General features: G+C 37.0%; 27 protein-coding genes and 1 other annotated feature (1 of these 28 running past the window's edge). Of the genes, 2 read left to right on the top strand and 25 right to left on the bottom strand.

Going from position 1 to position 25,545, the window contains the following annotated elements; all coding sequences use genetic code 11:
* Positions 1-6: 6 nt before the first annotated feature.
* Positions 7-411: a DoxX family protein gene (locus tag KFD70_RS17770; RefSeq protein ID WP_431613256.1), complete on the bottom strand. Its 405-nt coding sequence runs from the start codon at positions 409-411 to the stop codon at positions 7-9.
* 157 nt (positions 412-568) lie between these two features.
* Between KFD70_RS17770 and KFD70_RS17765 the strand changes: the two genes are divergently transcribed.
* Entirely contained in the window at positions 569-1,114 is a 546-nt protein-coding gene (locus tag KFD70_RS17765) for a helix-turn-helix domain-containing protein (protein WP_174098927.1), read from the top strand.
* A gap of 168 nt (positions 1,115-1,282) precedes the next feature.
* On the opposite strand, the gene KFD70_RS17760 is transcribed toward KFD70_RS17765, so the two are convergent.
* The 12 genes from KFD70_RS17760 to KFD70_RS17705 form a co-directional block, all read right to left on the bottom strand.
* Complete coding sequence (locus tag KFD70_RS17760; RefSeq protein WP_336450176.1) at positions 1,283-1,741, bottom strand: GNAT family N-acetyltransferase; 459 nt, start codon at positions 1,739-1,741, stop codon at positions 1,283-1,285.
* Positions 1,742-1,816: 75 nt separating this feature from the next.
* Positions 1,817-2,323: a GNAT family N-acetyltransferase gene (locus tag KFD70_RS17755; RefSeq protein WP_431613255.1), complete on the bottom strand. Its 507-nt coding sequence runs from the start codon at positions 2,321-2,323 to the stop codon at positions 1,817-1,819.
* Positions 2,324-2,671: 348 nt separating this feature from the next.
* Positions 2,672-3,067, bottom strand: coding sequence for an ankyrin repeat domain-containing protein (locus tag KFD70_RS17750; RefSeq protein ID WP_431613254.1), 396 nt, complete (start codon positions 3,065-3,067; stop codon positions 2,672-2,674).
* The gene (locus KFD70_RS17745; protein ID WP_431613253.1) at positions 3,034-3,852 is read right to left on the bottom strand and encodes an ABC transporter ATP-binding protein; all 819 of its coding nucleotides are present in this window, start codon (positions 3,850-3,852) and stop codon (positions 3,034-3,036) included. The genes KFD70_RS17750 and KFD70_RS17745 overlap by 34 nt, the downstream gene beginning before the upstream one ends.
* The gene (locus KFD70_RS17740) at positions 3,839-4,867 is read right to left on the bottom strand and encodes a FecCD family ABC transporter permease (protein WP_336450621.1); all 1,029 of its coding nucleotides are present in this window, start codon (positions 4,865-4,867) and stop codon (positions 3,839-3,841) included. The genes KFD70_RS17745 and KFD70_RS17740 overlap by 14 nt, the downstream gene beginning before the upstream one ends.
* 5 nt (positions 4,868-4,872) lie before the next feature.
* Positions 4,873-5,820 (bottom strand): helical backbone metal receptor, encoded by a 948-nt coding sequence (locus tag KFD70_RS17735; protein ID WP_336450180.1) that lies wholly within the window; start codon positions 5,818-5,820, stop codon positions 4,873-4,875.
* 160 nt (positions 5,821-5,980) lie between these two features.
* Positions 5,981-6,214 carry a YrhC family protein gene (locus tag KFD70_RS17730; RefSeq protein ID WP_336450181.1) on the bottom strand — a complete coding sequence of 78 codons (234 nt, stop codon included), beginning with the start codon at positions 6,212-6,214 and terminating at the stop codon, positions 5,981-5,983.
* Positions 6,215-6,341: 127 nt separating this feature from the next.
* Positions 6,342-8,945 (bottom strand): bifunctional acetaldehyde-CoA/alcohol dehydrogenase, encoded by a 2,604-nt coding sequence (gene adhE / locus KFD70_RS17725; protein WP_431613252.1) that lies wholly within the window; start codon positions 8,943-8,945, stop codon positions 6,342-6,344.
* A 259-nt stretch (positions 8,946-9,204) separates the two neighbouring features.
* A complete protein-coding gene (locus KFD70_RS17720) occupies positions 9,205-10,338 on the bottom strand; it encodes a bifunctional cystathionine gamma-lyase/homocysteine desulfhydrase (protein ID WP_336450183.1) in 1,134 nt (377 codons plus the stop codon).
* 2 nt (positions 10,339-10,340) lie between these two features.
* Complete coding sequence (locus KFD70_RS17715) at positions 10,341-11,264, bottom strand: O-acetylserine dependent cystathionine beta-synthase (protein ID WP_336450184.1); 924 nt, start codon at positions 11,262-11,264, stop codon at positions 10,341-10,343.
* An 82-nt stretch (positions 11,265-11,346) separates the two neighbouring features.
* Positions 11,347-12,042 (bottom strand): 5'-methylthioadenosine/S-adenosylhomocysteine nucleosidase, encoded by a 696-nt coding sequence (gene mtnN / locus KFD70_RS17710; protein ID WP_016116419.1) that lies wholly within the window; start codon positions 12,040-12,042, stop codon positions 11,347-11,349.
* 14 nt (positions 12,043-12,056) lie between these two features.
* Complete coding sequence (locus KFD70_RS17705) at positions 12,057-12,695, bottom strand: class I SAM-dependent methyltransferase (protein WP_336450185.1); 639 nt, start codon at positions 12,693-12,695, stop codon at positions 12,057-12,059.
* 136 nt (positions 12,696-12,831) lie between these two features.
* On the opposite strand from KFD70_RS17705, the gene KFD70_RS17700 reads away from it, so the two are divergent.
* Positions 12,832-13,047 carry a YrzA family protein gene (locus tag KFD70_RS17700; protein ID WP_174098915.1) on the top strand — a complete coding sequence of 72 codons (216 nt, stop codon included), beginning with the start codon at positions 12,832-12,834 and terminating at the stop codon, positions 13,045-13,047.
* Between the two features lie 38 nt (positions 13,048-13,085).
* Here KFD70_RS17700 and KFD70_RS17695 read toward each other — a convergent pair whose 3' ends face one another.
* The 12 genes from KFD70_RS17695 to alaS all read right to left on the bottom strand — a co-directional run bounded on the left by KFD70_RS17695 (position 13,086) and on the right by alaS (position 25,388).
* On the bottom strand, positions 13,086-13,727 hold the full coding sequence (locus KFD70_RS17695; RefSeq protein WP_336450186.1) for a YrrS family protein: 642 nt from the start codon (positions 13,725-13,727) through the stop codon (positions 13,086-13,088).
* A 116-nt stretch (positions 13,728-13,843) separates the two neighbouring features.
* Positions 13,844-15,598, bottom strand: a complete 1,755-nt coding sequence (locus tag KFD70_RS17690) for a peptidoglycan D,D-transpeptidase FtsI family protein (protein WP_431613251.1) — start codon at positions 15,596-15,598, stop codon at positions 13,844-13,846.
* A gap of 286 nt (positions 15,599-15,884) precedes the next feature.
* Complete coding sequence (greA, locus tag KFD70_RS17685) at positions 15,885-16,361, bottom strand: transcription elongation factor GreA (RefSeq protein ID WP_017150713.1); 477 nt, start codon at positions 16,359-16,361, stop codon at positions 15,885-15,887.
* Positions 16,362-16,644: 283 nt separating this feature from the next.
* Positions 16,645-17,283 (bottom strand): uridine kinase, encoded by a 639-nt coding sequence (udk, locus tag KFD70_RS17680; RefSeq protein ID WP_336450188.1) that lies wholly within the window; start codon positions 17,281-17,283, stop codon positions 16,645-16,647.
* A 17-nt stretch (positions 17,284-17,300) separates the two neighbouring features.
* Positions 17,301-18,581, bottom strand: coding sequence for a peptidase U32 family protein (locus KFD70_RS17675; protein WP_336450189.1), 1,281 nt, complete (start codon positions 18,579-18,581; stop codon positions 17,301-17,303).
* 18 nt (positions 18,582-18,599) lie between these two features.
* Positions 18,600-19,529: a peptidase U32 family protein gene (locus KFD70_RS17670; RefSeq protein WP_336450190.1), complete on the bottom strand. Its 930-nt coding sequence runs from the start codon at positions 19,527-19,529 to the stop codon at positions 18,600-18,602.
* A 7-nt stretch (positions 19,530-19,536) separates the two neighbouring features.
* Complete coding sequence (locus KFD70_RS17665) at positions 19,537-20,178, bottom strand: O-methyltransferase (RefSeq protein ID WP_286115205.1); 642 nt, start codon at positions 20,176-20,178, stop codon at positions 19,537-19,539.
* Positions 20,179-20,393: 215 nt separating this feature from the next.
* Positions 20,394-21,464 carry an endolytic transglycosylase MltG gene (gene mltG / locus KFD70_RS17660; RefSeq protein WP_336450191.1) on the bottom strand — a complete coding sequence of 357 codons (1,071 nt, stop codon included), beginning with the start codon at positions 21,462-21,464 and terminating at the stop codon, positions 20,394-20,396.
* A gap of 222 nt (positions 21,465-21,686) precedes the next feature.
* The gene (locus KFD70_RS17655; RefSeq protein ID WP_336450192.1) at positions 21,687-21,971 is read right to left on the bottom strand and encodes a DUF1292 domain-containing protein; all 285 of its coding nucleotides are present in this window, start codon (positions 21,969-21,971) and stop codon (positions 21,687-21,689) included.
* Between the two features lie 12 nt (positions 21,972-21,983).
* Positions 21,984-22,397: a Holliday junction resolvase RuvX gene (ruvX, locus tag KFD70_RS17650; protein ID WP_336450193.1), complete on the bottom strand. Its 414-nt coding sequence runs from the start codon at positions 22,395-22,397 to the stop codon at positions 21,984-21,986.
* A 3-nt stretch (positions 22,398-22,400) separates the two neighbouring features.
* Entirely contained in the window at positions 22,401-22,667 is a 267-nt protein-coding gene (locus KFD70_RS17645; RefSeq protein ID WP_000348589.1) for an IreB family regulatory phosphoprotein, read from the bottom strand.
* Positions 22,668-22,745: 78 nt separating this feature from the next.
* On the bottom strand, positions 22,746-25,388 hold the full coding sequence (gene alaS / locus KFD70_RS17640; RefSeq protein WP_336450194.1) for an alanine--tRNA ligase: 2,643 nt from the start codon (positions 25,386-25,388) through the stop codon (positions 22,746-22,748).
* A 53-nt stretch (positions 25,389-25,441) separates the two neighbouring features.
* Positions 25,442-25,545: a binding site (T-box leader), on the bottom strand (it continues 114 nt past the right edge of the window).

Here is a 25,545-nt window from a genome sequence, read left to right as displayed (position 1 = left end):
TTTCGATTAGTCTTTTTTGAATACAGTTGCTTTTAAGAAATTATCTACAAAACCTTCAGCCTTGGCAACAAATAAATAAAGGCCCATTGCTAATAATGCAAGATCTAATTCGTACCCTGGATTCTTTCCATCTCCTAGTAAACCAGCAGACCATTTTACTTTTATAATTGCTCCCACTAAAATAAGTGCAAATAATAATCCAATATAACGTACACCTAAACCGATAATCAATAATAGACCACCAACTAATTCTACTGTCGCTACGCCGTATGCAAGAGCTCCGGGTAAACCAATACTTGTAAACCACCCTGCAATATTATCAATGCCTGATTGGAACTTTGCCAAACCATGCATAAAAAATGTTACCCCTAATACGATACGAATAATTAAATTACCAATATGTTGATTCATTTTATTCTCTCCTTTATAGTTTTGTTATATAGAACTTTTATTCACATTACAAAACATACAATAATTTTTTTTATTCGTCAATTCATTTTTCTTGAGAAAAAATGAAAAATATTTGCTATGATACAAATAGTTGTCTACAAAAAGGAGCTTGATTCGTATGAATATCGGTTCTGCAATACGTGAAATTCGTCAACGCAGAGGCATAACGATCGCTCAAATTTGCGAAGGAACAGGGCTTTCTAAAGGTTTTATGAGTCAAGTCGAGAATAACAAAACCTCTCCATCTATCTCAACTTTAGAAACAATTTCTAATTTTTTAAATGTCCCTCTTCCTTACTTATTACTTGAGCAAAAAGATCGCATGAAAATTGTAAAAAAAGAAGAACGAAAATACAGTGTGTATGGAAAAGATGAACAGAAGATTGAACATGTCGCTGAACAAGGTGGTCTTCGCTTATCTTTAGTAGAAATTCCTATTGGTTTCCCAAAAGAAAACACACCAAACGCTCATGAAGGTGAAGAATGCCATCTTGTTTTACGCGGGAAATTAGAAGTGCAGCATGGAGAAGATATCGCAATTGTCGAAGAAGGAGATTCTTTTTCCTGGAGCGCATGCGTACCACATATTGTACGTAATATTGGTGATGAGGCTGCACTATTACTTATCTCCAGCCATGCTGAAAATCGAAAGCGTGTATATTAAAAGACAATACAAAAAGCCTGTTTTTCATTTTTGAAAACAAGCTTTTTGTATTATTCTCGTATAATCCCATAACTTGATCCTATTAATACCTTTTTTCCTTTTTGATTACGATACACCGATTCTATCGCTTAGCAATCTTTTCTACATTCTTTCTATTATCTAATGAGGCTATCGATGTCCCTCTTTTTTTGCTTCGTTATAACCATAATAAGCACATGTCCCACTTTGAGATAAATCCCGCACCTCAAAGCCGCAACTGCGATAAAAATCAAAATTATTAGCAGAAGTATGAGCAAACCAATCTCCATGAGGTAGTTTTTGCATACAAAGTGAAACGAGTTTCTTTCCTAAACCTTTCCCCCTATATTCACATTTCACAACTAAATCCATAATATTGGCAGCCATGATCTGATCGGAAATAACGCGAACCATCGCAATCATCTCTTCATCATCCCAAACTGTAAAAGCCCATGTAGAGTTTTCAAATGCTATCGTAAATTTTTCAATTTGCCATGATGGAATGCTATTGTTACTCCAGCCTGCATCTTCAAATAAACTTTTAATTGCATAAGCTGGTACACCTGTCGTTCCTTCTCGAATAATAAGTCCGTTATGATAAATATACAATCCCATCCCCCCTTTTATTGTTATATATTATTCTTTAAGATTTAAGCATTACCTTTTAAAAAGAGGGAGAAATTTTTATCCTGCTCTTTTGATTGCATATACAAGAACATCTATCCCATGAAATGATACCGTTTTTTCATAACTGAGTCCTGTTTTTCTAGCAACAAAAATAGAAGCAGGATGATCTGGATTAATAAGAGAAATGAGCTTATTTAACCCTAATGCCTGAAAGCCGTAGTCTCGAAACGCTGTTGCTGCTTCCTTTCCATATCCTTTTCCCCAATACTCTGGAAGTAGCCAATAGCCAATCTCAATTTCTTCTTTTTCCTCTACTTGTTGCCGCACAAGACCTGCATGACCAATTGGTGTACCTGTATCCTTTTCAATCATTAAAAATAAGCCTAAACCGTTTTTATAACTAGGAAGAACCCAGTTTTCCAGACTTTTTTTACACTGCACGTATGTTTTTGGCGTTCCGTTCCCAATATAGCGCATCACTTTCTCGTTTCCCCATAAAGAAGCGTAAAACTCTAAATCGTTCATTGTATATTTACGAAATTGTAAACGATCTGTATGGAACATATCCCCTAGCCCCCTTTTTCTACATATATTTTAGAATGTACAATATATGGTAACTTTTACATCTATTATAAACGAGCTAACATACAATATGGAAAAATTCGAAATGAAAGGTTTTTAGAGCACCATTTCTTTCATTTTATAAGGGATGTGTTTTGTGAATAAAAAAGACAGTAGACAAAAATCTGTCTACTGCATCCATATCATAACTAGTATAAAGAAAACTACAACTCTGAGGGGGGTGTAGGATTTTCAGTTATATACTAGGTATTTATCCCGTTCTAACGGGCGGTAAACCTTCCAATCTTCCAAGTAGAAGGTTTACCGCACATAAGAAGCATTTGTAATTATTTATGTAAGAGCTGTTAAGTATTCAAAAACACTTTGTGCTTCTTCCCCGCCCATTCTTGCATGCTGGATAAGGGGAATACCATGCGGCCCTGCTGCGTATAGCGCTTCTGGTTGTGCGACTAAAATAGCTTGAACAATTTCAAGTTCTCCAAGCATTGCTGCAGCAAAGATATCCATACGTGCTCCTTTTTCTAATAAATAAAACGCAATATCTCTGCGACCTACATGTGCAGCTGCTCCTAATGCACTTTCCCAATCTGCCCCGCCCCAATTATAAGAAACATGAAGCAAACCAGGATATTCTACTAAAAGTTCCTGAACCCTATTCAAATCCCCATGAGCTGCCATAACAAATTCTCTTACTAATTCAGTGGCAATACGTTTTTCTGTTTGCATCGTTCTCCTCCCTTGTCACAAATTCGTTTTGGTGTAAAAAATGGTTTCTCACTTCCTTGAAAAATGTCGACCTCAATTCCAAAGACTTGCTGAAACATTTGGTGGCATAATACACATTCTGGCATCCCATCATATTGGATTTCTCCTTGTTTTAAAACAAGTAAACGATCACTATATTGAGCCGCTTGATTAATATCATGAAGAACCATTATAATCGTCATACCAAATTCTTCATTCAATCGTTTGACTAACTCCATTACTTCTAATTGATGGACAATATCCAAAAAAGTTGTTGGTTCATCTAATAATAAAACATTCGTGCGCTGCGCAAGTGTCATCGCAATCCAAGCACGCTGTCTTTCCCCACCTGATAAAGACTGCAAAAGCCGGTATTCATATCCTGCTAGTTTTGTAACAGATAGCGCCCAAGTAACAATCTCCTCATCCTCTTTATCTAAACGGCTATTCCATGACCTATGAGGTTGTCTGCCAAACTCCACTAATTCTTTGACTGTTAAATCTAACTGGTTGTCCTGCATTTGTGGCAACATCGCCAAATTCTTTGCAACATCTGCACTTTTCATACTATGAATATTTTTTCCATCCAAAATAATTTCGCCCGTACCAGGGGCCAGTAATCTTGCTATTAGACGCAATAATGTCGACTTCCCTGATCCATTGGGCCCAATTAAACTAACAATTTCACCCGCTTCAATATGTACATTCAGTTTTTGAAGTTGGAACCTCTCTGAATGTGCATAACACACCTCTTTAACGGAAAGCACGTTGTTTTCCTCCTCTCTGAATTAAGTATAAGAAGAATGGTCCCCCTAGGAAGGAGAGTAATATTCCAACAGGTAATTCAATTGGATCAAACCAACTTCTCGCAATTGCATCTGCAAAAACAAGTAACACCCCACCGCCTAAACAAGATAACGGTAATAAATACCGATAATCATTTCCGACTAACAAACGTAACATGTGAGGAACTACTAATCCCACAAACCCAATAAGTCCAGAAACACTTACCGCAATTCCAGCTAATAGTGTGCTTACTACGATTAAGAAAAAACGACTACGTTCTACATTGTGTCCAAGTAACTTTGCCATTTCATCTCCAAGCATAAGCACGCGAATGTGTTTAATACCAATGAAAGCTAAAATAATAGCGAAGATTGCATAATAAATAATCATATGAAAATGCGCCCAACTTACACCGCCAATTCCACCTGCGAGCCACGGTAATACAGATTGTACTTTATCGCTATGGAGTAACATTAACGCTGAAGTTGCGGCACCAATTAGCGCATTTATCGAAACACCGACTAACACAATTCGAGATGGAGGTGCTCCTTTTTGCCATGATAAAGCGTAAATCACCATCGCTGTAATGAACGCTCCTAAAAATGCTCCTAGCGGAAGAAATGCCATATGTTGTGGAAATAAAATCATAATAACGATTGCAACGAGCCCTGCTCCTGATGAAACCCCGATAACCCCAGGATCAGCAAGGGGGTTTCGCATAACCCCTTGCAATAAAGATCCCGAGGCGGCTAAGCATGTTCCTACAATAAATCCAACGAGTACACGTGGTATTCGAAGATCCCACACAATTCGGTGTACTGTCGAATTTTCATCTTGTATACCTCCTGCAATGTCCTGTAATGAAAAGGATAAACTCCCTGCAACAAGTCCATAAAAAAAGGCAAGGGCGGTTAATGAAGTTAAACTAACCGTCAAGACCCATCTTTTCTTTGCAAAAGGATGTACCTTTTCTTTTACTACTGCATCACTCTGCATGTTCATCATTTCCTTACATCTTGTATACTTTTATACATAAAGTCCATTGCTTCCGTTACTTTCGTTCCAGGATTTGAACCGAATAAATGAGGCGGTAAAATAACCACGCGGTTTTGTTTCACTGCCTCTAAATTTTTCCATGCTTCATTTTTCATCATTTCCCCTTCAAATGCTTTTTTTACACCTTCAGGGTCGCCGTGTGTAATTAAGAAGATCACATCTGGATTCGCTTCAATAATACGTTCTACGCTTAATTGTGCGTACTGCGGATATTCTTTCATTTTAGGAAACTCAGTAGCAATGTTCTTACCACCTGTTTTTTCTAAAATATCACCTGATAAAGAATTTGGTAATGCTGCTAAATATGTACCTGGTGCTCCGTAAACTAACAATGCTTTTACATTGCTCTTTTTCTCATATTTTTTCATTTGATCATTTATTTTTTGATTTAATTCTTTTGCTTTATCTTCTTTCTGCATTAGCGTTCCATATATGTTAATACTCTTCTGAATATCTTTTACGGAGTTTGCAGAGGAAATCATTACTTTTGTACCTTGCCCCTCAACCGTTGGGATACTTTTTTGAAATCCGTTATTTGCTACAAGAAGATCTGGCTTTAAGCTAGCAATTTGCTCAAAGTTTGGTTGATGCGCATTCCCAATTACTTGTGCTTTCTTTAATTCATCTGAAAGTGGTAACTTCGTATCTGGGCGACCAATAATTTCACCACCTAATGCATGAATTATATCCATATCACCAACACTCAATGTGGCAAAACTTTTTGGTGCTTTATCAAATGTTACTTTTCTGTCTGAGAAGTCTGTAATTTCGATTTGTTTTTTGTCTTTGTCTGTTTTTGTTGCGGACGCTTTTTCGTTTTCCTTTGTACCGCAACCAATCAGTAAGAAAAAAATAGAACAAATCGCTGTAAACAGCGCTATATATTTTTTCATTTCTTCACCTCTAATTGATAATGATAATCATTAACTACTATTCTACTTTAATTGATAACAATTATCATTGTCAATATTGAACACATACATTTTCTGCAAAATTTTACTTATACAAAAAAACGCTACAAAAAGATACTCTCTTTTCATAGCGTTTCATCTATTAATTTGATTCATATTCGTTCTCCTCTAACTTGTCACGCAGCGCTTTAACACGCTTGAAAAAGAAAAATGACAGTCCTAAAAACAAAACAATAACACCCATCATTGCAAAGGATTGCACAGTTTCTCTTCCTCCATTCGGAATCAATAAACCAATCATTAAAAATGTGGCTAGTGCAAGAAGAACTTGACCGAAGCGAATATAATCTGCTATTTTCTGTTGTAATTCTTTCATACTTCTACCACTCCTCCCTCTCACTCTATCATATTCTAATAGTCTCTGAGACAAGTAAATGCAGCCAATGAGGGAGAAGTTTTCCAAAGGAAAAAGAGCCGCATTTCTAGTGGCTCTTTCTCATTCATTACACACCTTTGTATGCCTGCATATATACTTCTTTTAACTCTGAAATAAGGGGTAATTTAGGATTTGCTGTTGTGCACTGATCTTCGAAAGCTCTTTCTGCTAACGTGCCAACAACCTCTTCAAATGCTTCTTGTTCCACACCTTGTCCAGCAATGCTCATATTTATATTTAATTCTTTTCCAAGAGCAATAATTGCTTGTACTAATGATTCCACACCTTCTTCCATTGTACTTGCTGGAAGACCAAGCATTCTCGCGATATGTGCATAACGTTCGTCAGCAACAAAGTGCTCATATTTTGGGAACAATGCATGTTTTCTCGGTTTGATTGCATTATAACGAATGACGTGCGGCATTAAGATTGCATTGGCACGACCGTGTGGAATATGAAATTCCGGTCCAATTTTATGTGCCAAGCTATGATTAATACCAAGAAATGCATTGGCAAACGCCATTCCAGCAATTGCAGAAGCGTTATGCATTTTCTCACGTGCCTCTTCATCATTCCCGTCTGTGTATGCTCTTGGTAAATATTTAAATACAAGATCAATTGCTTTTAATGCTAAACCATCTGTATAATCATTTGCCATAATAGACACGTACGCTTCAATGGCATGTGTTAATACATCCATTCCAGTATCTGCAGTTATATGCGGAGGTACTGTCATCACAAATTGTGGATCAACAATCGCTACATCTGGTGTTAATTCATAATCAGCAAGCGGATATTTTATATTGTTCTTTTTATCTGTAATAACCGCAAATGGTGTCACTTCTGATCCTGTTCCTGATGTTGTTGGGATTGCAACAAATTGCGCCTTGTTTCCAAGTTTCGGATATTTACATGTACGTTTTCTTATATCTAAAAACTTCTGCTTAATGCCAAAGAATGTTGTTTCTGGATGCTCATAGAAGAGCCACATTCCTTTTGCTGCATCCATTGCCGATCCACCACCAAGAGCGATTATCACATCCGGCTTGAAACTTCTCATCATTTCGGCACCTTTAAATACCGTTTCATCTGATGGATCTGGCTCTACTTCAAAGAATACTTCCACCTTTACATCATTTGTATGTTTACGTAAATAGTGCGTTACTGTATCGACATATCCATGCTCAACCATTCCAGGATCCGTTACAATAAATGCTCGTGAAATATTCGGCATATTTTCTAAATATCCTGTCGCATGCTTTTCAAAATAAATTTTAGGTGGTAATTTGAACCACTGCATATTCTTTTTTCTACTTGCAAGTCTTTTTATATTTAATAGATGTGTTGCCGTTACGTTTTGAGAAACAGAGTTCTTTCCATATGAACCGCATCCAAGTGTAAGTGATGGAATAAATGCATTATATATATCACCAATTCCGCCTTGTGATGACGGAGCATTTACAATGAGACGGCACGCTTTCATACGTAAACCAAATTGTTTTTGTACTTCTTTATTTGTCGAATGAATAACTGCTGAATGTCCTAAACCACCAAGATCTAACATACCTTCACAATATGTAAATCCTTCTTCCAGTGAATTCGCTTTTACACAAGCTAATACCGAGCTTAGTTTTTCACGAGATAGTGGGTAATCAGCACCTACGCCTTTAACTTCAGCAACCAGCATTTTTGTATCTTCTGGTACAGTAATTCCCACTAATGCCGCAATATAATATGCTGATTTCCCAACAATATCACTATTTACTGCACATGTATTTTCATTAATGACAAGTTTCTCTAATTTTTTCCGTTCATCTTCTGTTACAAAGTAACAATTATTTGCTATCATTTCTTCTTTCACATGATTGTAAATTTCTTTGTCTACAATGATTGCTTGTTCAGAAGCACAAATCATACCGTTATCAAATGTTTTTGATAAAATTAAATCATTTACAGCACGTTTTACATGTGCAGATTTTTCTATATAACAAGGTACGTTTCCAGGTCCTACGCCTAAGGCTGGTTTACCAGTAGAATACGCTGATTTCACCATCCCCGCGCCTCCAGTTGCTAGAACGAGTGCAACACCTTCATGATTCATTAATTGCTTTGTCGCCTCAACAGAAGGTTTATCAACCCATTGAATACAGCCATTTGGCGCCCCCGCCTTCACTGCTGCATCATATAACGTTTTAGCCGCTGCAATCGAACAATTTTGTGCGGAAGGATGAAATGCAAAGATAATTGGATTTCTTGTTTTCATTGCGATTAACGCTTTAAACATCGTTGTCGAAGTTGGATTCGTTACTGGTGTTACCCCAGCAACTACACCGACTGGTTCTGCAATTTCTATCATTTCTTCATGGGGATCCTCATGAATGATTCCTACTGTTTTATCTTTTTTCATACTGTGCCAAATATATTCAGTGGCAAAAATATTTTTGATACATTTATCTTCATATACACCGCGCCCTGTTTCCTCAACAGCCATTTTTGCAAGTGGCATATGTTGGTCTACACCCGCAAGTGCCATTTCATGTACAATGTCGTCAATTTGCTCTTGTGTAAAATTCTCTAATGCTCGTAAAGCTTCCTGACCATTCTTCACCAACGTGTCAATCATCTCTGTTATTTCTTGCATTTCATTTACAACTTTCTCTTTGACTACCATGTAAATTCCTCCTATTCTGCTACTTGGTCTTAAAGAGTCCCTCACGGCCTTAATGAGTCCTTATTAGCGTAAAAAAAATAGAGTTACTTTTCCTACATGAATTCTATTATTTGTGAAACATTTCACAAATATATGTGTGAAGCATCATTTCTTGCTTTTACTATACACGAAATATTTTTATTTGTGTGTGTCTAATTTGTGAAAAAATTCACAAATTAATCTTAAAAAAGCACCGCCCTCTTTGAGCAGTGCTTTTCCATTATGCTAAAGCCTGTGCTAAATCTTCAATTAAGTCTTCCCCATCTTCAATGCCGACAGAAATGCGGATTAATGTATCGGTAATTCCTAACTCTTTACGGCGATCTGCTGGGATAGATGCGTGAGTCATTTGTGCTGGAATAGAAATTAAGCTTTCTACTGCTCCTAAACTTTCAGCAAGTGTAAAGTACTGTACTTTCTCAAGTACTTTATTTAGCGTTTCTTCGCTGTCTACATCAAATGAAATAATTGCACCGTATCCACCAGCTTGCTCTTTCGCTAATGCATGATTTGGATGTGCTTCAAGGCCTGGATAGTATACTTTATTTACTTTTGGATGATTGTTTAAAAACTCAGCAATCGCGCGTGAATTTGTTTCATGCTCTTCCATACGAATTCCTAATGTTTTTAAACCACGAAGTAATAAAAAGCTGTCTTGCGGTCCAAGAATGCCACCTGTTGAATTTTGAACGAAATGAAGATCTTCTGCTAATTGTGAGCTATTAACAACAACTAGTCCGGCAACAACATCGCTATGTCCCCCTAAATATTTCGTTGCACTATGAAGCACAATATCTGCTCCTAAAGAAATTGGTGACTGCCAGTATGGCGTCATGAATGTATTATCAATAATTGTTAGTAAACCTTTCTCTTTTGCAAATGTAGAAATTTGCTTAATATCTGTAATTTTTAATAGTGGATTTGTTGGTGTTTCTACATAAATTGCTTTCGTGTTTGGACGAACTGCTTCTGCTACTTCATCTACATTTGTTGTATCTACAAATGTATGTTCAATACCAAATCGATTCAATACTTTTGTAATTACACGATATGTTCCGCCGTATACGTCATCTGTTAAAATGACATGATCTCCTTTTGAGAATAACATAATCGTTGCTGTAATAGCAGCCATCCCTGATCCAAATGCAAATCCCGCATGACCATTTTCTAGCACTGCAATCATTTCTTCTAATGCTGCACGTGTTGGATTTCCTGTACGTGAATATTCGTATCCTTGGTGTTTACCAACCGCTTCTTGTTTATACGTACTTGTTTGATAAATTGGTACGTTCACAGATCCAGTTGAAGGTTCTCCTATGCGAATACCATGAATTAACTTTGTTTTTGCTCTCATTTTTATTCCCACCCTTTGTATATATCTTTACTTAAGTAACGCTCACTGCTATCTGGAAAAATCGTTACAATGTTTGTACCTGATTTTGCCTTTTCAGCTTCTAATAAGCTTGCATGAAATGCCGCTCCCGAAGAACTACCTACAAGAAGCCCTTCTTTCTGCGCTAACTCTTTCACACGTTTAAATGCATTTCGATCAGAAATAGTATGAATTGCATCAAAATATGATGGCTTTAAAAATGGTGGAATAAATTCAAGACCGATTCCCTCTGTTTCATGTGAACCTGCTTCACCACCATTTAAAATAGATCCTTCCGGTTCTACAATCACCGTTTTAATCTCACGGTTTTGTTCTTTTAAATAAGACGCAGTTCCCATAAATGTACCCCCAGTACCTGCACCTGCCACAAATATGTTAATCTCTCCATCTAGCGCTTCCCACAGCTCAGGTCCTAATGTTTTGAAATAGGCACGTGGATTTGCTTCATTTGCAAATTGACTTGGAGAATATGAGTTTGGAATTTCTTTTACTAATTCTTTTGCCTTCGCAATTGCACCTGTCATCCCTTGTTCAGTAGGTGTATGCACAACCGTTGCACCGAGCGCTTTCATTAACTCTTGTTTTTCAACGCTAAATTTTTCTGGTACACAAACTATAACATGTAAATCATGCTCTAGTGCAGCAAGTGCCAGTCCAATACCGGTATTTCCTGCAGTTGGTTCGATAAGCGTTCCACCTTGCGCAACAAGTCCTTTTGCTAGTGCATCTTCAATCAATTCTCTTCCTAAACGATCTTTCACGCTTCCACCTGGATTATAAAATTCAAGCTTTGCAAATAAACGAACGCCCTCTGGAAGTGAAAACCGAGTAATTTCTACAATCGGTGTATGACCGATTAATTCATGAATCCCGCGATACACCTTCACCGTGTTCTCCTCCTTATTTGCCAATAAAGAAAAGGCAACTGTATGTATTTTCTTTATATGAGACAGTTGCCTTTTTGTTACATTACTTTAACTCTTCTAGTACTTTTATAATAAAGTTCGTAGAATGAAGAGCTGCTTGATCTAAAAATTGATCAAATGAAACGTTTGATTCTTTACCAGCAATATCAGAAAGTGCACGAATAATTACAAATGGAACTTTGTATTGATGACAAACTTGCGCAACCGCTGCTGCTTCCATTTCTACTGCGTAAAGATTTTCAAATTTATCACGGATTGCTGCAACTCGGTTTGGATCACTCATAAATGAATCTCCTGTTGCAATCATTCCTTTCACAACTTGAATGTTCTCTTCTGATTTCATACATTTTTCTGCTAGTGCTATTAATGCTTCATCAGCTTTAAATCCTGGTGGCATCCCTGGCACTTGACCATATTCGTAATCAAACGCAGTTACATCCACGTCATGATGGCGAACTTCTGTTGAAATAACAACATCCCCAACATTTAAAGATTGGTGGAATCCACCAGCTGAACCTGTATTAATTACTTTTTCAGGCTGATATCTCTCTAATAAAATTGTCGTTGACATCGCTGCATTTACTTTACCAATACCAGACTTTAACAAGATTACTTCATGTCCTGCTAATGTCCCTTTCGTAAATTCACAACCTGCAACAGTTTCTGTTTCTGCCTGTTCTAATTTGTCACGTAAAATACGTACTTCTTCTTCCATTGCTCCAATTACAGCAATTCTCAATCTAATCCCTCTTTCTATTGCTTAGTTGCCTCCATTACCCAAACGAAATGATTTAATCTCGTGAATGTTACATGGAAGCCATTGTTTTCAAAAATAGATTGCATGATTGGAATACGTGTGTAGTATTCTGTTTGCAAATCATTGGCTAGCTGATGGAACCCTCTTTGTTTTGCGGTTTCAACAGTTTTATCATACGCTTCTTGATCTGCAAATATCGTATCAGCAAACACTATTTTACCACCTTTATGAAGCAATTGACTATATTTCGCAATTGCCACATCTTTTTCATCATCTGTTAGGTGATGAAATGCATAGGTGCTTACAATGGTATCAATAGCATCTGGGACATCAAATTCCAGAAAATCTCCCTCTGTAATTGAAAATTCTTTCGGTAATTTTTCTTTTGCAATAGCACGCATTTCACGTGACGGCTCTATGCCGTAAACAGTATGGCCAGCAACTAATAATTTATTTGTTAAATTGCCAGTACCAACACCAAATTCTAATACATTTCCAAATGATTTGTTTACTACATCCTCTAAAATCTCCTCATAACGAGCGAAAACTTCTTTATATTGTATATCTTCGCCTTGTACGAATGAATCGTACGTATGAGCCCACTCATCAAATAAACCGTTAAATTCTGTACCCATATAAAATTCCCCTTTTTCTTATCGGTTTTATCAGTATGATATGCTTTCTTTACAAAAATGTCAATTGAAACGGAAATGGTATTTCCTTCTTTTCTTTGTTACACTTAAATTGATTATATGGAGAGGAGCGTTTTTTGTGTCATTTACCTTTGAAATGCTGGAAGATAAAGTAGAATTTTTTGAAGCATCAAACTTAGTTTCCTTAGAAAAGAAAATTAACGAGCAAATTGACAATAACAAAGCACTTATGCTGGAAGTTCATCATATTTCTCATCAAATGGTTATGGATCCTGAAAGCAAGAGACCTTATTATAGTGCAGTTGTTCATTTCAAATTAAAAAAATTACGCTAACTAAAAAAGAGAAAGGTTCTTAAGAACCTTTCTCTTTTTTAGTTTAGAGTTTGAACAAGTACTGGTTTCCAGCCTTCATTTTCTACCCAATCAATATTTACATAATATCTTTTACCGCTTTGTTTATCTTGGACATTACCGTATGCTTTTTGCTTACCGTTATTTCCAATACGGTGAACAGTTAGTTGCTCCACCGGAACCTCAATTGCAGAGGAAATTGCTTGTTTCATTTCATTCCAATCTGCTGAGCCTATTTTAAATGTCATCGCAGGTGTCGCACCTTGCGTTGTACCTACTGGCTTCCAAGAAGGATTTGTGTACGCATCTGTTGCGTTTGACTGTGTTTTTTCAGCTGGTACTTTTTCATTTGCTTTTGCTTCTTCCTCAGCTTTTTGTTTCTCTTCTTCAGCCTTTTTCTTCTCTTCTTCCTCTTTCTTCTTCTGCTCGTCTATTTTCGCTTGTTCTTCTTTCTCGTTCTTTTTCTCAGCTTTATTTTCTTTCTTCGTTTCCTGAGATACTTTTTTGTCTTGAGAAGACGCTTGTTCTGTTGTATCAGAAGTAAAGAATACTTGGTACGCTACAACAAGTACTGCTAACAACACGATAGCAATCGCAATATTTAAAACACCGTTTTGACGACGTTTTTGTTGTTTCTGTTGGAATCTAGATCCTCCTGCCATTCTTCAAACCTCCATGCAGTTTTTCCTACTTGTTATTGTAACATTAAATCTTAAAAGGTTGAACAACTACAGTAATATTTTCACGAAATGAAAACATTTGATAATAAATTGCAAGATTACCTTCTGTTTTCCAAGTGAACAATCTCTTCTACAAGTTCTTTAAAAATCGGTGTTACAGTATTTTCTTTATTATTCGTTTCTAAATCAACAACTACTAGCGCATATCTTGGGGTTTCGTACGGAAAATAACCCGCAAACCAACGATTTACGCGATCTTCTTTTCCTGTTTGTGCCGTCCCAGTTTTTCCAGCAACAGATACTGGTAATGACTGAAAAGTAGCACCTGTTCCTTTTTTCATCGTTACGACTTTCCTTAATAAAGATTGCACTTGTTTCACTGTACGATAAGAGAGTTGTCGCCCCTCCAGTTTATGATCTTCAAAATTTAAAAATTTTGTTCCATTTTTGTAACGTATTTCTTTTACAGCTTTTACTTCTCTCTTCTCTCCATTCCTTGCGATCGTCGCCATCATATTTGCCACAGCTAAAGGGGATATTCTGACATCTTTTTGCCCAATCGCCGTTTGAGCGATTGCTTTGTGACTTACCTTATTTTCTTCCCCATTCCAAACGATTGCTTTTTTCTCTTCTATCAATTGTTTAAACCTAGGCGTATGAAATACTTTCCCTTTCCATCCTACCGCCCTACTCGCTCCTAGCGCCTCTAAATACGTTTCCATTACATGTTTATCTTTTTGCATCAATTCGTCACCAAGCACTGCAAATGTCCTGTTACAACTCCTAGCAAAACTTTCTGTAAAGCTTAACTTCCCCATCGTAACCTGCGGGATATTTTCTCCATACGGATCTGTATCACAGTTAAACTTACGATGAGATTGAATCATATCATTATCGATTGCTGCAGCCGCAATAACTGTTTTAAAAACAGAACCAGGAAAATGCGGTGTTAGCATTTGGTTTTCTATTCTTTTCTTATATGTATTTTGATTGTTCATCTGCAAGGACGGTTTACTCACCATTGCTACAATTTCACTTGCATTTACATCAAGTAATACGATTCCCCCTTTTTTGATTCCATGTTTCTGCACGAGTTCTTCTGCTTTTTGTTGCAACGATTTTTCTATCGTTGTTTGAATCGTAACGGGATAAAAGGGATTTCCAGGAGATGTATATTTCGCACGTTTTCCAAAAATCGGTTCCCCCTGTCTATCTACTTGATACAGCACTTTCGTTTCACCATCAGTCATTAAAAACTCATCAAACGATTGCTGTAATCCAGAAATACCAATCGGTGTTTGGCTAGATATTTGTTTTAGTCCCTCATATCGTTTTTTAAATTCCTTCTCATTTTCCCCGACTACACCGATAAGATGCTCTGCTTCAGATGATTGTTTTATTCTTACTTCAGTTGCGACCATGCCTAACATATCCGTGCGGTTCACCTTTTCCATCTGTTCTTTCGTTAATTGAAACGGTTTATCACCTCTTCGAAATATAAATGGTTTTCGTTTGCCTTTCATTTGCAGATTTATGTCTTGCCTTGACACACCAATGATATGCGCAATTTTTTGTAACATGTCATTTTTTATTTGTAAAAATGGAAAAACAATTAAAACTGGATATCTTTCTTCTCCAAGATCTTCTCCATTCCGATCAATAAAATGCCCCCTACCATCATCTACTGTGACTGCTTGTGTACGTTGTGTGACACTTTTTTCAATCAAATTAATATGCCTATCTGTAAATGATTCCGTCGCTACAAGTTGTATTTGCGCTAACCTACCAAGTAATAAAAGCATCGTGCATGTAAAGCATAGTAAAATGATGATAATTCTCTTCTTAATTTTCATACAAAAACACCTCGTCTTTTTTCAGTTTAGACGAGGTGTTAGTCCTTTTATACAAAGCGAAATGTTATTCATTCCTATATGATGTAATTGTTTTTTATTGGCTGACAGGTTGCTTTGCATATTTTTCAAAAACTGATTTCTAAGTTTCCACATTTAAACCTGAATTTTGAGCAACTTCAGTAGTCCTTACTTACTCTGCAGTTTTCACTCAGAATCCTGGGGAGTAATGGGATAATAAAAGAGCGAAATAATAAAAAAGGTCCACTCTAGGAGTGAACCTTTTCTATTATTTTACAGAGATAATCTCTACTTGCATTTCTCCGCCTGGTGTTTGGATTGCTACTTTTTCACCAATTTGCTTACCTAGTAAGCTTTTTGCAATTGGAGAATCGTTAGAAATTCTTCCTTCAAATGGATCTGCTTCTGCGCTACCAACGATTGTGTAAGCTTCTTCGTCTCCATCTGGTAATTCTTTAAATGTTACTGTTTTACCTAATGTTACAACTGTAGATTCTTCACCATTATCTTCAATGATAACTGCGTTACGAATCATATTTTCAAGTTGTGTAATACGACCTTCTACGAATGCTTGCTCATCTTTCGCTGCATCGTACTCCGAGTTCTCAGAAAGATCACCGAAGCTACGCGCGATTTTAATACGTTCTACAACTTCTTTACGTCTTACTGTTTTTAATTGCTCAAGTTCGTTTTCTAATTTTTGTTTACCCTCTTGCGTCATAGGGTATGTTTTTTCTGTTGCCATGTTTTCCACTCCTTTTATATACCAATCCCCCGAAAAAAAGAGGAGTTCAATATGAAAACTCCTCCGCTTTATCTTTATAGCGGAGGTTTCTAGCACACACGCACTAGCGGAGTTGTCACATACAACCCCGTGTTTTTTCCAATTCTTCCTCATATAAAGAAGATATGTATGGAAAGTTCATATAAATATGCCCTCATCTATAGATAGATGAGGTTGGCATGTTTCATTGTATTCGATAGGAAGGGAAAAAATCCCTTCCTATCGGATATCTTTTACTATGCTATTACAAATTCACTTTTTCTTCAAGAATTGTTGCAATTTTTGTAACCATAATATCAATTGCAACATGATTTTGTCCACCTTCTGGGATAATAATATCCGCAAATTTCTTAGAAGGCTCAATAAATTGATTATGCATTGGGCGTACAACATTTACGTATTGCTCAATAACGGAATCCATTGTACGACCGCGCTCTTTTATATCACGTTGCATACGACGTAAAATACGAAGGTCAGCGTCCGTATCAACAAACACTTTAATATCCATTAAATCGCAAAGACGTGGGTCTTCTAAGATTAGAATCCCTTCTAAAATAATTACATCTTTTGGTTCTACTGGAATAATCTCATCTGAGCGTGTATGCAATGTATAATCATATACGGGTTTCTCAACCGGCTTATATGCAAGCAACTGATGTAAGTGCTCAATTAATAAGTCATTATCAAATGCTAACGGATGATCGTAATTTGTTTTTAAACGCTCTTCCATTGGCAAATGGCTTTGATCTTTATAATAATAATCTTGCTCCAAAATTAAAATGGAATGACCTTGAAATTGATCAAAAATTGCTTTTGTTACACTTGTTTTACCTGATCCTGAACCACCAGCAATTCCAATTACAACCGGCTTATTCGTCCCCATTCGACTACCACTCTTTCTTATTGATGTATGCTTTTTCGCATCATATTATTCACATACACTGGTTGATCCACTTTGAATTTCACGATTTGCAACGGATGTCTCGCCGCATCTAATTCGTTTCCATCCTCATCCCAAATTTTCTCCACCGTTTGTGTAAAGTTTTCTATTTCTGGCCCAAAGAACTCAACTTCATGTCCTGGTTTGAAGTAATTGCGCTGCTCTAACGTAACAATGCCTGTTTCTTCATTATAATCTAACACTAAACCAGCAAAATCATACGTTGTTTTCTTACTATGATTTCCATACATTTGTTCTTGGTATCCTGGAACGCCTTCAAAGAACGCAGGCGCTGTATCACGATTTGCACATTTATCAAGCTCATCTAACCATTCTTGTTTAAACTCAAAGTTATCAGGATCTGCACAATACGCATCAATTACTTTACGGTACACAGTTGCTACTGTTGCCACGTAATGGATAGATTTCATGCGTCCTTCAACCTTCAAGCTATCAATACCAATTTCAATCATTTTCGGAATCGAAAGGATCAAGTTTAAGTCTTTTGGACTCATTGCAAAGTGTGCATCACCTTCTTGGAATAAAGGAAGTTCTTCTGCTTCTTTATGTTGTGATACTGTTTGAACTAAGTCATAATCCCAACGACAAGACTGGCAACAACCACCACGGTTCGAGTCACGTGCTGTCATATGGTTACTTAATGTACATCTTCCAGAGTATGCAATACACATTGCCCCATGGACGAACGCTTCAATTTCAATATCAACGTTTTCCTTAATTTCCTTCATTTCTTCATAGCCGACTTCACGAGCTAATACAAGACGATGCAAGCCTTCTTCTTTCCAATACTGCGCTGCTTTCCAATTGGATAGAGACTGCTGTGTACTTAAATGTACTTCAACAGAAGGTGCTACACGTTTACACGTCTCAATAATAAGAGGGTCTGCAACAATAATACCTGTTACACCAGCTTTTTCAATCCCTCTTAAATAATCTTCTAATCCATCCATGTTTTCATTGTGTGCAAAGATATTTGTTGTTACATATATTTTCGCACCGTATTTCTTTGCAAATTCTACGCCTTCTGCCATTTCTTCTAGCGTAAAGTTCCCTGCATTTGAACGAAGACCGAATTCTTGTCCACCTAAATATACAGCATCTGCACCGTAATGAATAGCTACTTTTAATTTTTCTAAATTACCTGCAGGGATTAACAGTTCAGGTTTTTTCACAATAACGCGTTTTCCATCGATTACTCGTGAAATTTCTTGTACAGTCATATCCTACACCCTCCTCGTTTAGTAAACCGTTTCTTTAAAGAAGAATCCTGTATCTAACGGACGATTTACTGGTTGTATTCCTTCTATCTCTTTATATAAATCGTCTTTCATGTCATAATACGCATCGCGATCTTCTACACATAAATCAATAGCTTTACGATATTTCTTTGTTACTTCAATAATATACGCAGAGCTTTTTAATACGCCGTCAATTTTCAAGCTATCAATTTCAGCATCGATTAGTTCATCTAACTCATCAATGAAACAAATATCATTTGGGCTCATAATATGAGTACCATTTGCATCCTCATAAATTGGATATTTGTTATTACGCTCTGGATCATGCAAGAACATATTCTCTTCATACTTTTTCTTCTCAATTTCTAGATTACGATCTTGATACTCAAAGTAGTTTCCTACTAATGAACGTTTTGATTGGAACATACATGTCATACCGTGAATTTGTACTTCCACTTCGACTTCAGCATTTTCTTTTAATTCAACAATTTCATCTAAACTTAATTCACGTGCAAGTACCGCACGTTTTGCGCCTTTTCGACCCCAATAGTTACATGTGAACCAGTTTGTTGCTGTTGTTTCTGTATTCCAGTGCATTTGCATATTTGGTGCTACTTCACGTACAGTCATTAATACTGCTGGATCTCCAAAAACAACCGCATCTACATGTACTTCTTGTAGGAATGCAACGTAGTCTTTTAATTCTTCTACTTTGTCGTTATGAAACATAGCGTTCATCGCTACATATACTTTCATACCATTTTCATGCGCAATGCTCACAGCTTCTTTCACATCATCACGTGAGAATTCCCCTGCTAAACGTAAACCAAATTTTTGTTCACCGATCATTACGGCACTTGCCCCTGCTTTTGCAAGAGGTTCAATATCCGCCAATGTTCTTGGCGTTACTAACAATTCAGGTTTTTTCATACCTTCGTCACCCTCTCTTTTTACTCACGGCTACTCCATCACCAATTGGAAAAATGGTTGTATCATATCCTTCATGGTTCATAAGCCATTCATTATACGTCTTAATACGACGAATCAAACCACGTGTACGTCTATTTTCGATTTTCTCTTTTGTCGTTACAAGTCCATGGTACATAACATTATCCGAAATAATCACACCACCCGGATTTAATAACGGTTCATATAAGTCAAAAAAGCGACGATATTGTCCTTTTGCGGCATCAATAAAAATAACATCAAATGTTCCATGTTCTTTCACTTGCTCGCCTGTTTCTAGTGCATCACCATAAATAACGGAAATACGTTCTTTTACAGGAGAACGCTCTATATATTCAAGTGCTTTTTCATATCGATCGCTATTGCGTTCTACTGTCACAATTCGGGAATTTGGAATAGCTTGCATCATACGAATGCTAGAATAACCGATTGCTGTTCCAAGCTCTAATATGCTTGTCGGTCCAATTAAACGTAAAAATTGCAACATAAATTCCATTCCAAGACGATCCATAATCGGCACATGATTTTCGCTTGCATACTGTTCCATTTCAAGAATCAGTTCATCTTTTGGATCGATAAATGATAATAGGTATTCGTTAACTGCATCCTCCATAAATAGTCCTCCTTATTTACATGGAGAAGTGCCTCTATGACGTGTCAGTCTTTGTCTTTTCACACATAGAATGCAATAAAAATACAAGCCAGCTTCATCCTTAGCTTGTACGTCCCGTTTTGATATTAAAAACGATTCTTCTGCCAGTTTTTAACCCGATATATTTTACCATAAAAAAGAGGGATATGCGACCCTTTTCGCGCTCCCTCCTATTTTCATTTCTTTTGTGTAATATATTTTTGTTTCAATGCATTATGTTCTTCTAACGTTTTCGCATAATACACTTCACCGCTTGGTGCTGCTAAGAAATAATAATAATCTGTTCGCGCTGGTTCTAACGCTGCTTGCACAGAATGCTTACCAGAGTTAGCAATCGGACCAACAGGTAACCCTTTTACAACATATGTATTATAAGGTGAATTTACTTTTAAATCTTCATACAATACACGTTGTTTATGCTTTCCAAGTGCATATAATACTGTCGGATCTGTTTGGAGTGGCATCCCTTTAGCTAAACGATTGTAAAAGACACTAGAAATTTTTTGACGGTCTGTAAAACCAGTCGCCTCTTCTTCAATGAGTGAAGACAATGTTAAAAGCTGATGAACATCCCACTTCTTCTCTTTCATTTTCGCCTCATTTTGAACAATTAATGCATTCGTTTTTTCAAGCATCGGCGTTACAATTTCTTCTAAAGTCGTATCTTTTTTATAGAAAGAATACGTTGCTGGATATAAATAACCTTCTAATGGATACTTAATATTCCCATCAAAAATTTTGTTCGTTAATAATACCGGATACTTTTGCTGCATCTTTTGAATAAATGCCTTATCGTTTAATTGACGCACAACATCATCTTTATTCCATTTCAGTTCTTTCGCAATGATATCGGCAATCTCAACAACTTGTGCGCCTTCTTTAATCGTCAGTTTATAAGCAACTGGGCGATGTACATTACCTGATGACATTTGTTCCATTACTTCTTCTACATTCATTGACGAGTTCAATAAATAGGTACCAGCTTGCAAATTTTTAGATTTTGCTTTTGCATAAAAACTAAATACTGTACCGTTTTTAATTGCGCCTTTTTCTTCCAAAATCTCTCCAATTTTACTTGTAGATGAACCTTTTGGAATCTCTACTTCAATCTCTTTTTTATTCTCGCTATCAACTGGTTGTAACGCAGATGAAATATACACATAGACAGACCCGCAGACTACGAGTAGCGCAATAATCGCAATTAGAAAACTACGTCTACGTTTCTTCTTTACTTGATTCTCTATCAAAATTCTTCCTCCTTATTCCATTGTAGACCATATGTACTCCCTCTATACAATGCCCTACAAACCCAAAGCAAAACTCATTCATTTGCAGATAGTTTTTGTTTTATACAATCCGTCTCATTATACTATAAACAATTATGTAGTTTCGACAAAAAATCTGTCATTTTGCACAAGAATACAAAAAAAGATGGTCTGTAGTATGTACAGTCCATCTTTTCACCTAAATTACTCTTCGTCCTCTTCTTCTTCAGCAAGCGTGTTAAACATTTCTTGTACCATTTCCCACTCTTCTTCAGATTCGATTGGAAGTAATGTTCCACCTGACTCTTCTTCGTTTTGCTCATATGCCATTGCATCGTAAATTGGATCTCCATCTTCATCAACTTCACCAATTGGTGAGAAGACTACATAAGATTTATTCCCAAATTTTTCAGCATCAAAAGTGAAAATAATTTCACATAAATGTTCGTTTCCTTTTTCGTCTACAATTGTAATTTGATTTTCTTCCATTTTGGTCACCTCTTATTTACTATCTAAATATCCTTGTAAAATCACGACTGCCGCCATCTTATCGATAACTTGCTTCCGCTTCTTTCGACTTACATCAGCCGAAATAAGAAGACGTTCCGCTGCCATTGTTGACAGACGCTCGTCCCACAATACAACTTCTAATTGCAGAAGTTCACGCAAACTTTCAGCATATCGCTGACACGCTTCACCACGTGGACCAATCGTACCATTCATGTTTTTGGGCAATCCTACTACTATCTTGTCCACATTGTACTGTTTTACTAACTCAGAAACCCGATCAAAACCGAAAATTTCTCGTTCTTCATTGATTTTAATCGTTTCTAAGCCTTGTGCTGTCCAGCCCATTTCGTCGCTAATCGCAACACCGACTGTTTTTGTACCAACATCTAAACCTAATATCCGCATAAACTACTCCTCACGATGTTGTTTCAAATAAGACTTCACAAGCTCTTCAATCAATTCATCACGTTCTAACTTGCGAATAATGCTTCGTGCATCTTTATGACGAGGTATGTATGCTGGGTCTCCACTTAATAAATAACCGACAATTTGGTTAATCGGATTATAGCCTTTTTCTTGAAGTGCATCATACACAGTTAAAAGTACATCATTTACATGGACACTCTGTTTTTCATCTTGAAAGTTAAACTTCATTGTTTTATCAAAACCGTCCATTTTAAGCACCTCACTTATAAGTAGTAAGTATAGGGAGAAGAATTTCTCCTCTCCCTACTATTGTACACTACTCTCTCTTTATTTTGAAACAGATTTAACGTACTCTTCTACAAATGCTAAAGCTTCATCCACTTGCGCTGGGTTTTTACCGCCTGCTTGAGCCATGTCAGGACGGCCACCACCGCCACCACCGCAGCGAGAAGCAACTTCTTTCACAAGTTTACCTGCATGGTAACCTTGTTCGATTAAATCTTTCGTTACACCTGCTAGAATATTCACTTTATCATCATTTACAGCTGCTAATACAACGACTGCAGACTCTAATTTATTTTTCAGGTCATCCATCATTGTACGTAAGTTATTCATGTCTGCCACATTTACTTTTGTTGCTAATACATTCACTCCATCAACTGTAAGCACTGAATCTGTTAAGCTTCCTGCTTCAATGTTACTTAATTTAGCAGCAAGGGATTCATTCTCTTTCTGAAGTTGTTTCACTTCAGCAAACAGACCATCTACTCTTGTTAAAATATCTTTCGGATTTGTTTTCATTTTCCCTGCAGCTTCTTTTAATAAACCTACTTGGTCGTTCATTAACTCATATGCAGATTTACCAGTTACTGCCTCAATACGACGCGTTCCTGCTCCGATACCAGACTCAGCAACAATTTTGAAAATACCGATAGATGCTGTGTTATCAACGTGACAACCACCACAAAGTTCTAAGCTGTAATCCCCAACTTGGACAACGCGTACAACATCTCCGTATTTTTCACCGAATAATGCCATTGCACCCATTTCTTTTGCTTCTTCAATTGCTTTTTGAGAAATCTCAACATCAATACTTTCCCAAATTTTCTCGTTTACAATACGCTCAATTTTTTCTAATTCGTCAGCTTGTACTTGACCGAAGTGAGAGAAGTCAAAGCGCAAGCGTTCTGATGTTACAAGAGAACCAGCTTGGTTAACATGTGTTCCAAGTACATCTTTTAGTGCCTGATGCAATAGGTGAGTTGCTGTATGGTTTTTCACAACACTGCTACGGTTCTTCGTATCAATAACAGCTTTTACAGCTGCTTCTTTTGTTAATGTACCTTCTTCTACAACTACTTTGTGTAAGTTTTGACCATTTGGTGCTTTTTGTACGTCTTTTACAAGGACTTTTACACCGTCAGCAAGAAGATAACCGCGGTCTGCGATTTGTCCACCGCTCTCAGCATAGAATGGTGTTACATCAAGCATTAATTGTCCTTCTTCTCCTGCTTGTAAGCTATCTGTATACTCGCCATTTTTCACAAGCGCAACAACATTACTTTCTACCGCAACTGTACCATAACCAACGAATTCACTCGCTACTTTAATTTCTCCAAGTACGCCACCTTGAACTTGCATAGAATCAACGTCTTGACGAGCAGCACGTGCACGCTCACGTTGTTTTTCCATTTCAGCTTCAAAGCCTTCATTATCAACTGTCATACCAGCTTCTTCTGCATATTCTTCTGTTAATTCAATCGGGAAGCCGTATGTGTCGTATAGACGGAACGCGTCTACTCCAGAAATAACAGTTGTTTTTTCTTCTTTCGCTTTTGCAATTACTTCTGCTAAAATTGCTTCGCCATCATGAAGAGTTTCATGGAAACGCTCTTCTTCATTTTTTACAACTTTTGCAATGAAATCTTTCTTTTCAAGAACTTCTGGATAGAAATCTTTCATTACTTCGCCAACAACCGGTACTAATTCAAACATGAATGGACGGTTAATGTTTAATTTCTTCGCATAACGTACAGCGCGGCGTAATAAGCGACGTAATACATAACCACGGCCTTCATTAGAAGGGAGAGCACCATCACCTACAGCGAATGTTACTGTACGAATGTGGTCAGCGATCACTTTAAACGCCATATCTTTTTCTACATCGCCATTGCGATACTTCTCACCAGAGATTGATTCTGTTGCACCAATCATTGGCATAAATAGGTCTGTATCAAAGTTTGTAGGTACATCTTGAACGATAGATGTCATACGCTCTAGACCCATCCCTGTATCGATGTTTTTCTTTGGAAGTGGCGTATATGAGCCATCTGGATTATGGTTAAATTGAGAGAATACAAGGTTCCACACTTCTAAATAACGCTCATTTTCTCCACCTGGATATAATTCTGGGTCACTAAAATCATTGCCGTAAGCTTCACCACGGTCATAGAAAATTTCTGTGTTCGGTCCACTTGGGCCTTCACCAATATCCCAGAAGTTTTCTTCTAAACGAATAATGCGCTCTTTCGGAACACCCATTTTCTCATTCCAAATTGCAAATGCTTCATCATCTTCTGGATGAATTGTAACAGATAGTAACTCTTTATCGAATCCAATCCATTTATCGCTTGTTAAGAATTCCCAAGCCCATGTAATTGCTTCTTCTTTAAAGTAGTCACCAATTGAGAAGTTTCCTAACATTTCAAAGAATGTATGGTGACGAGCTGTTTTCCCAACGTTTTCAATATCATTTGTACGAATTGATTTTTGTGCATTCGTAATACGTGGGTTTTGCGGGATTACACGGCCATCAAAGTATTTCTTTAATGTTGCTACACCACTGTTGATCCATAAAAGAGATGGATCCTCATGCGGAACTAATGATGCACTTGGTTCAATTGCATGCCCTTTTTCCTCGAAAAAGTCTAAAAACATTTGACGAATTTGTGCTCCTGTTAATTGTTTCATCTATATTTCCTCCTTTAAGAAATTCCATAAAAACAAAAAACTCCCGTCCCTATAAAAGGGACGAGAGTTAACTCGCGATACCACCCTAATTATGAACCGATCTTTACAATCTCGGTTCATCACCTCATGGCGCCGTAACGTGGCAAGACGGCAGGGA

It is taken from the genome of Bacillus pfraonensis (assembly GCF_050768835.1).
Lineage (GTDB): Bacteria > Bacillota > Bacilli > Bacillales > Bacillaceae_G > Bacillus_A > Bacillus_A pfraonensis.
Note: the sequence above shows the minus strand (reverse complement) of the source record. Positions and strands in the feature narration are given on the sequence as shown.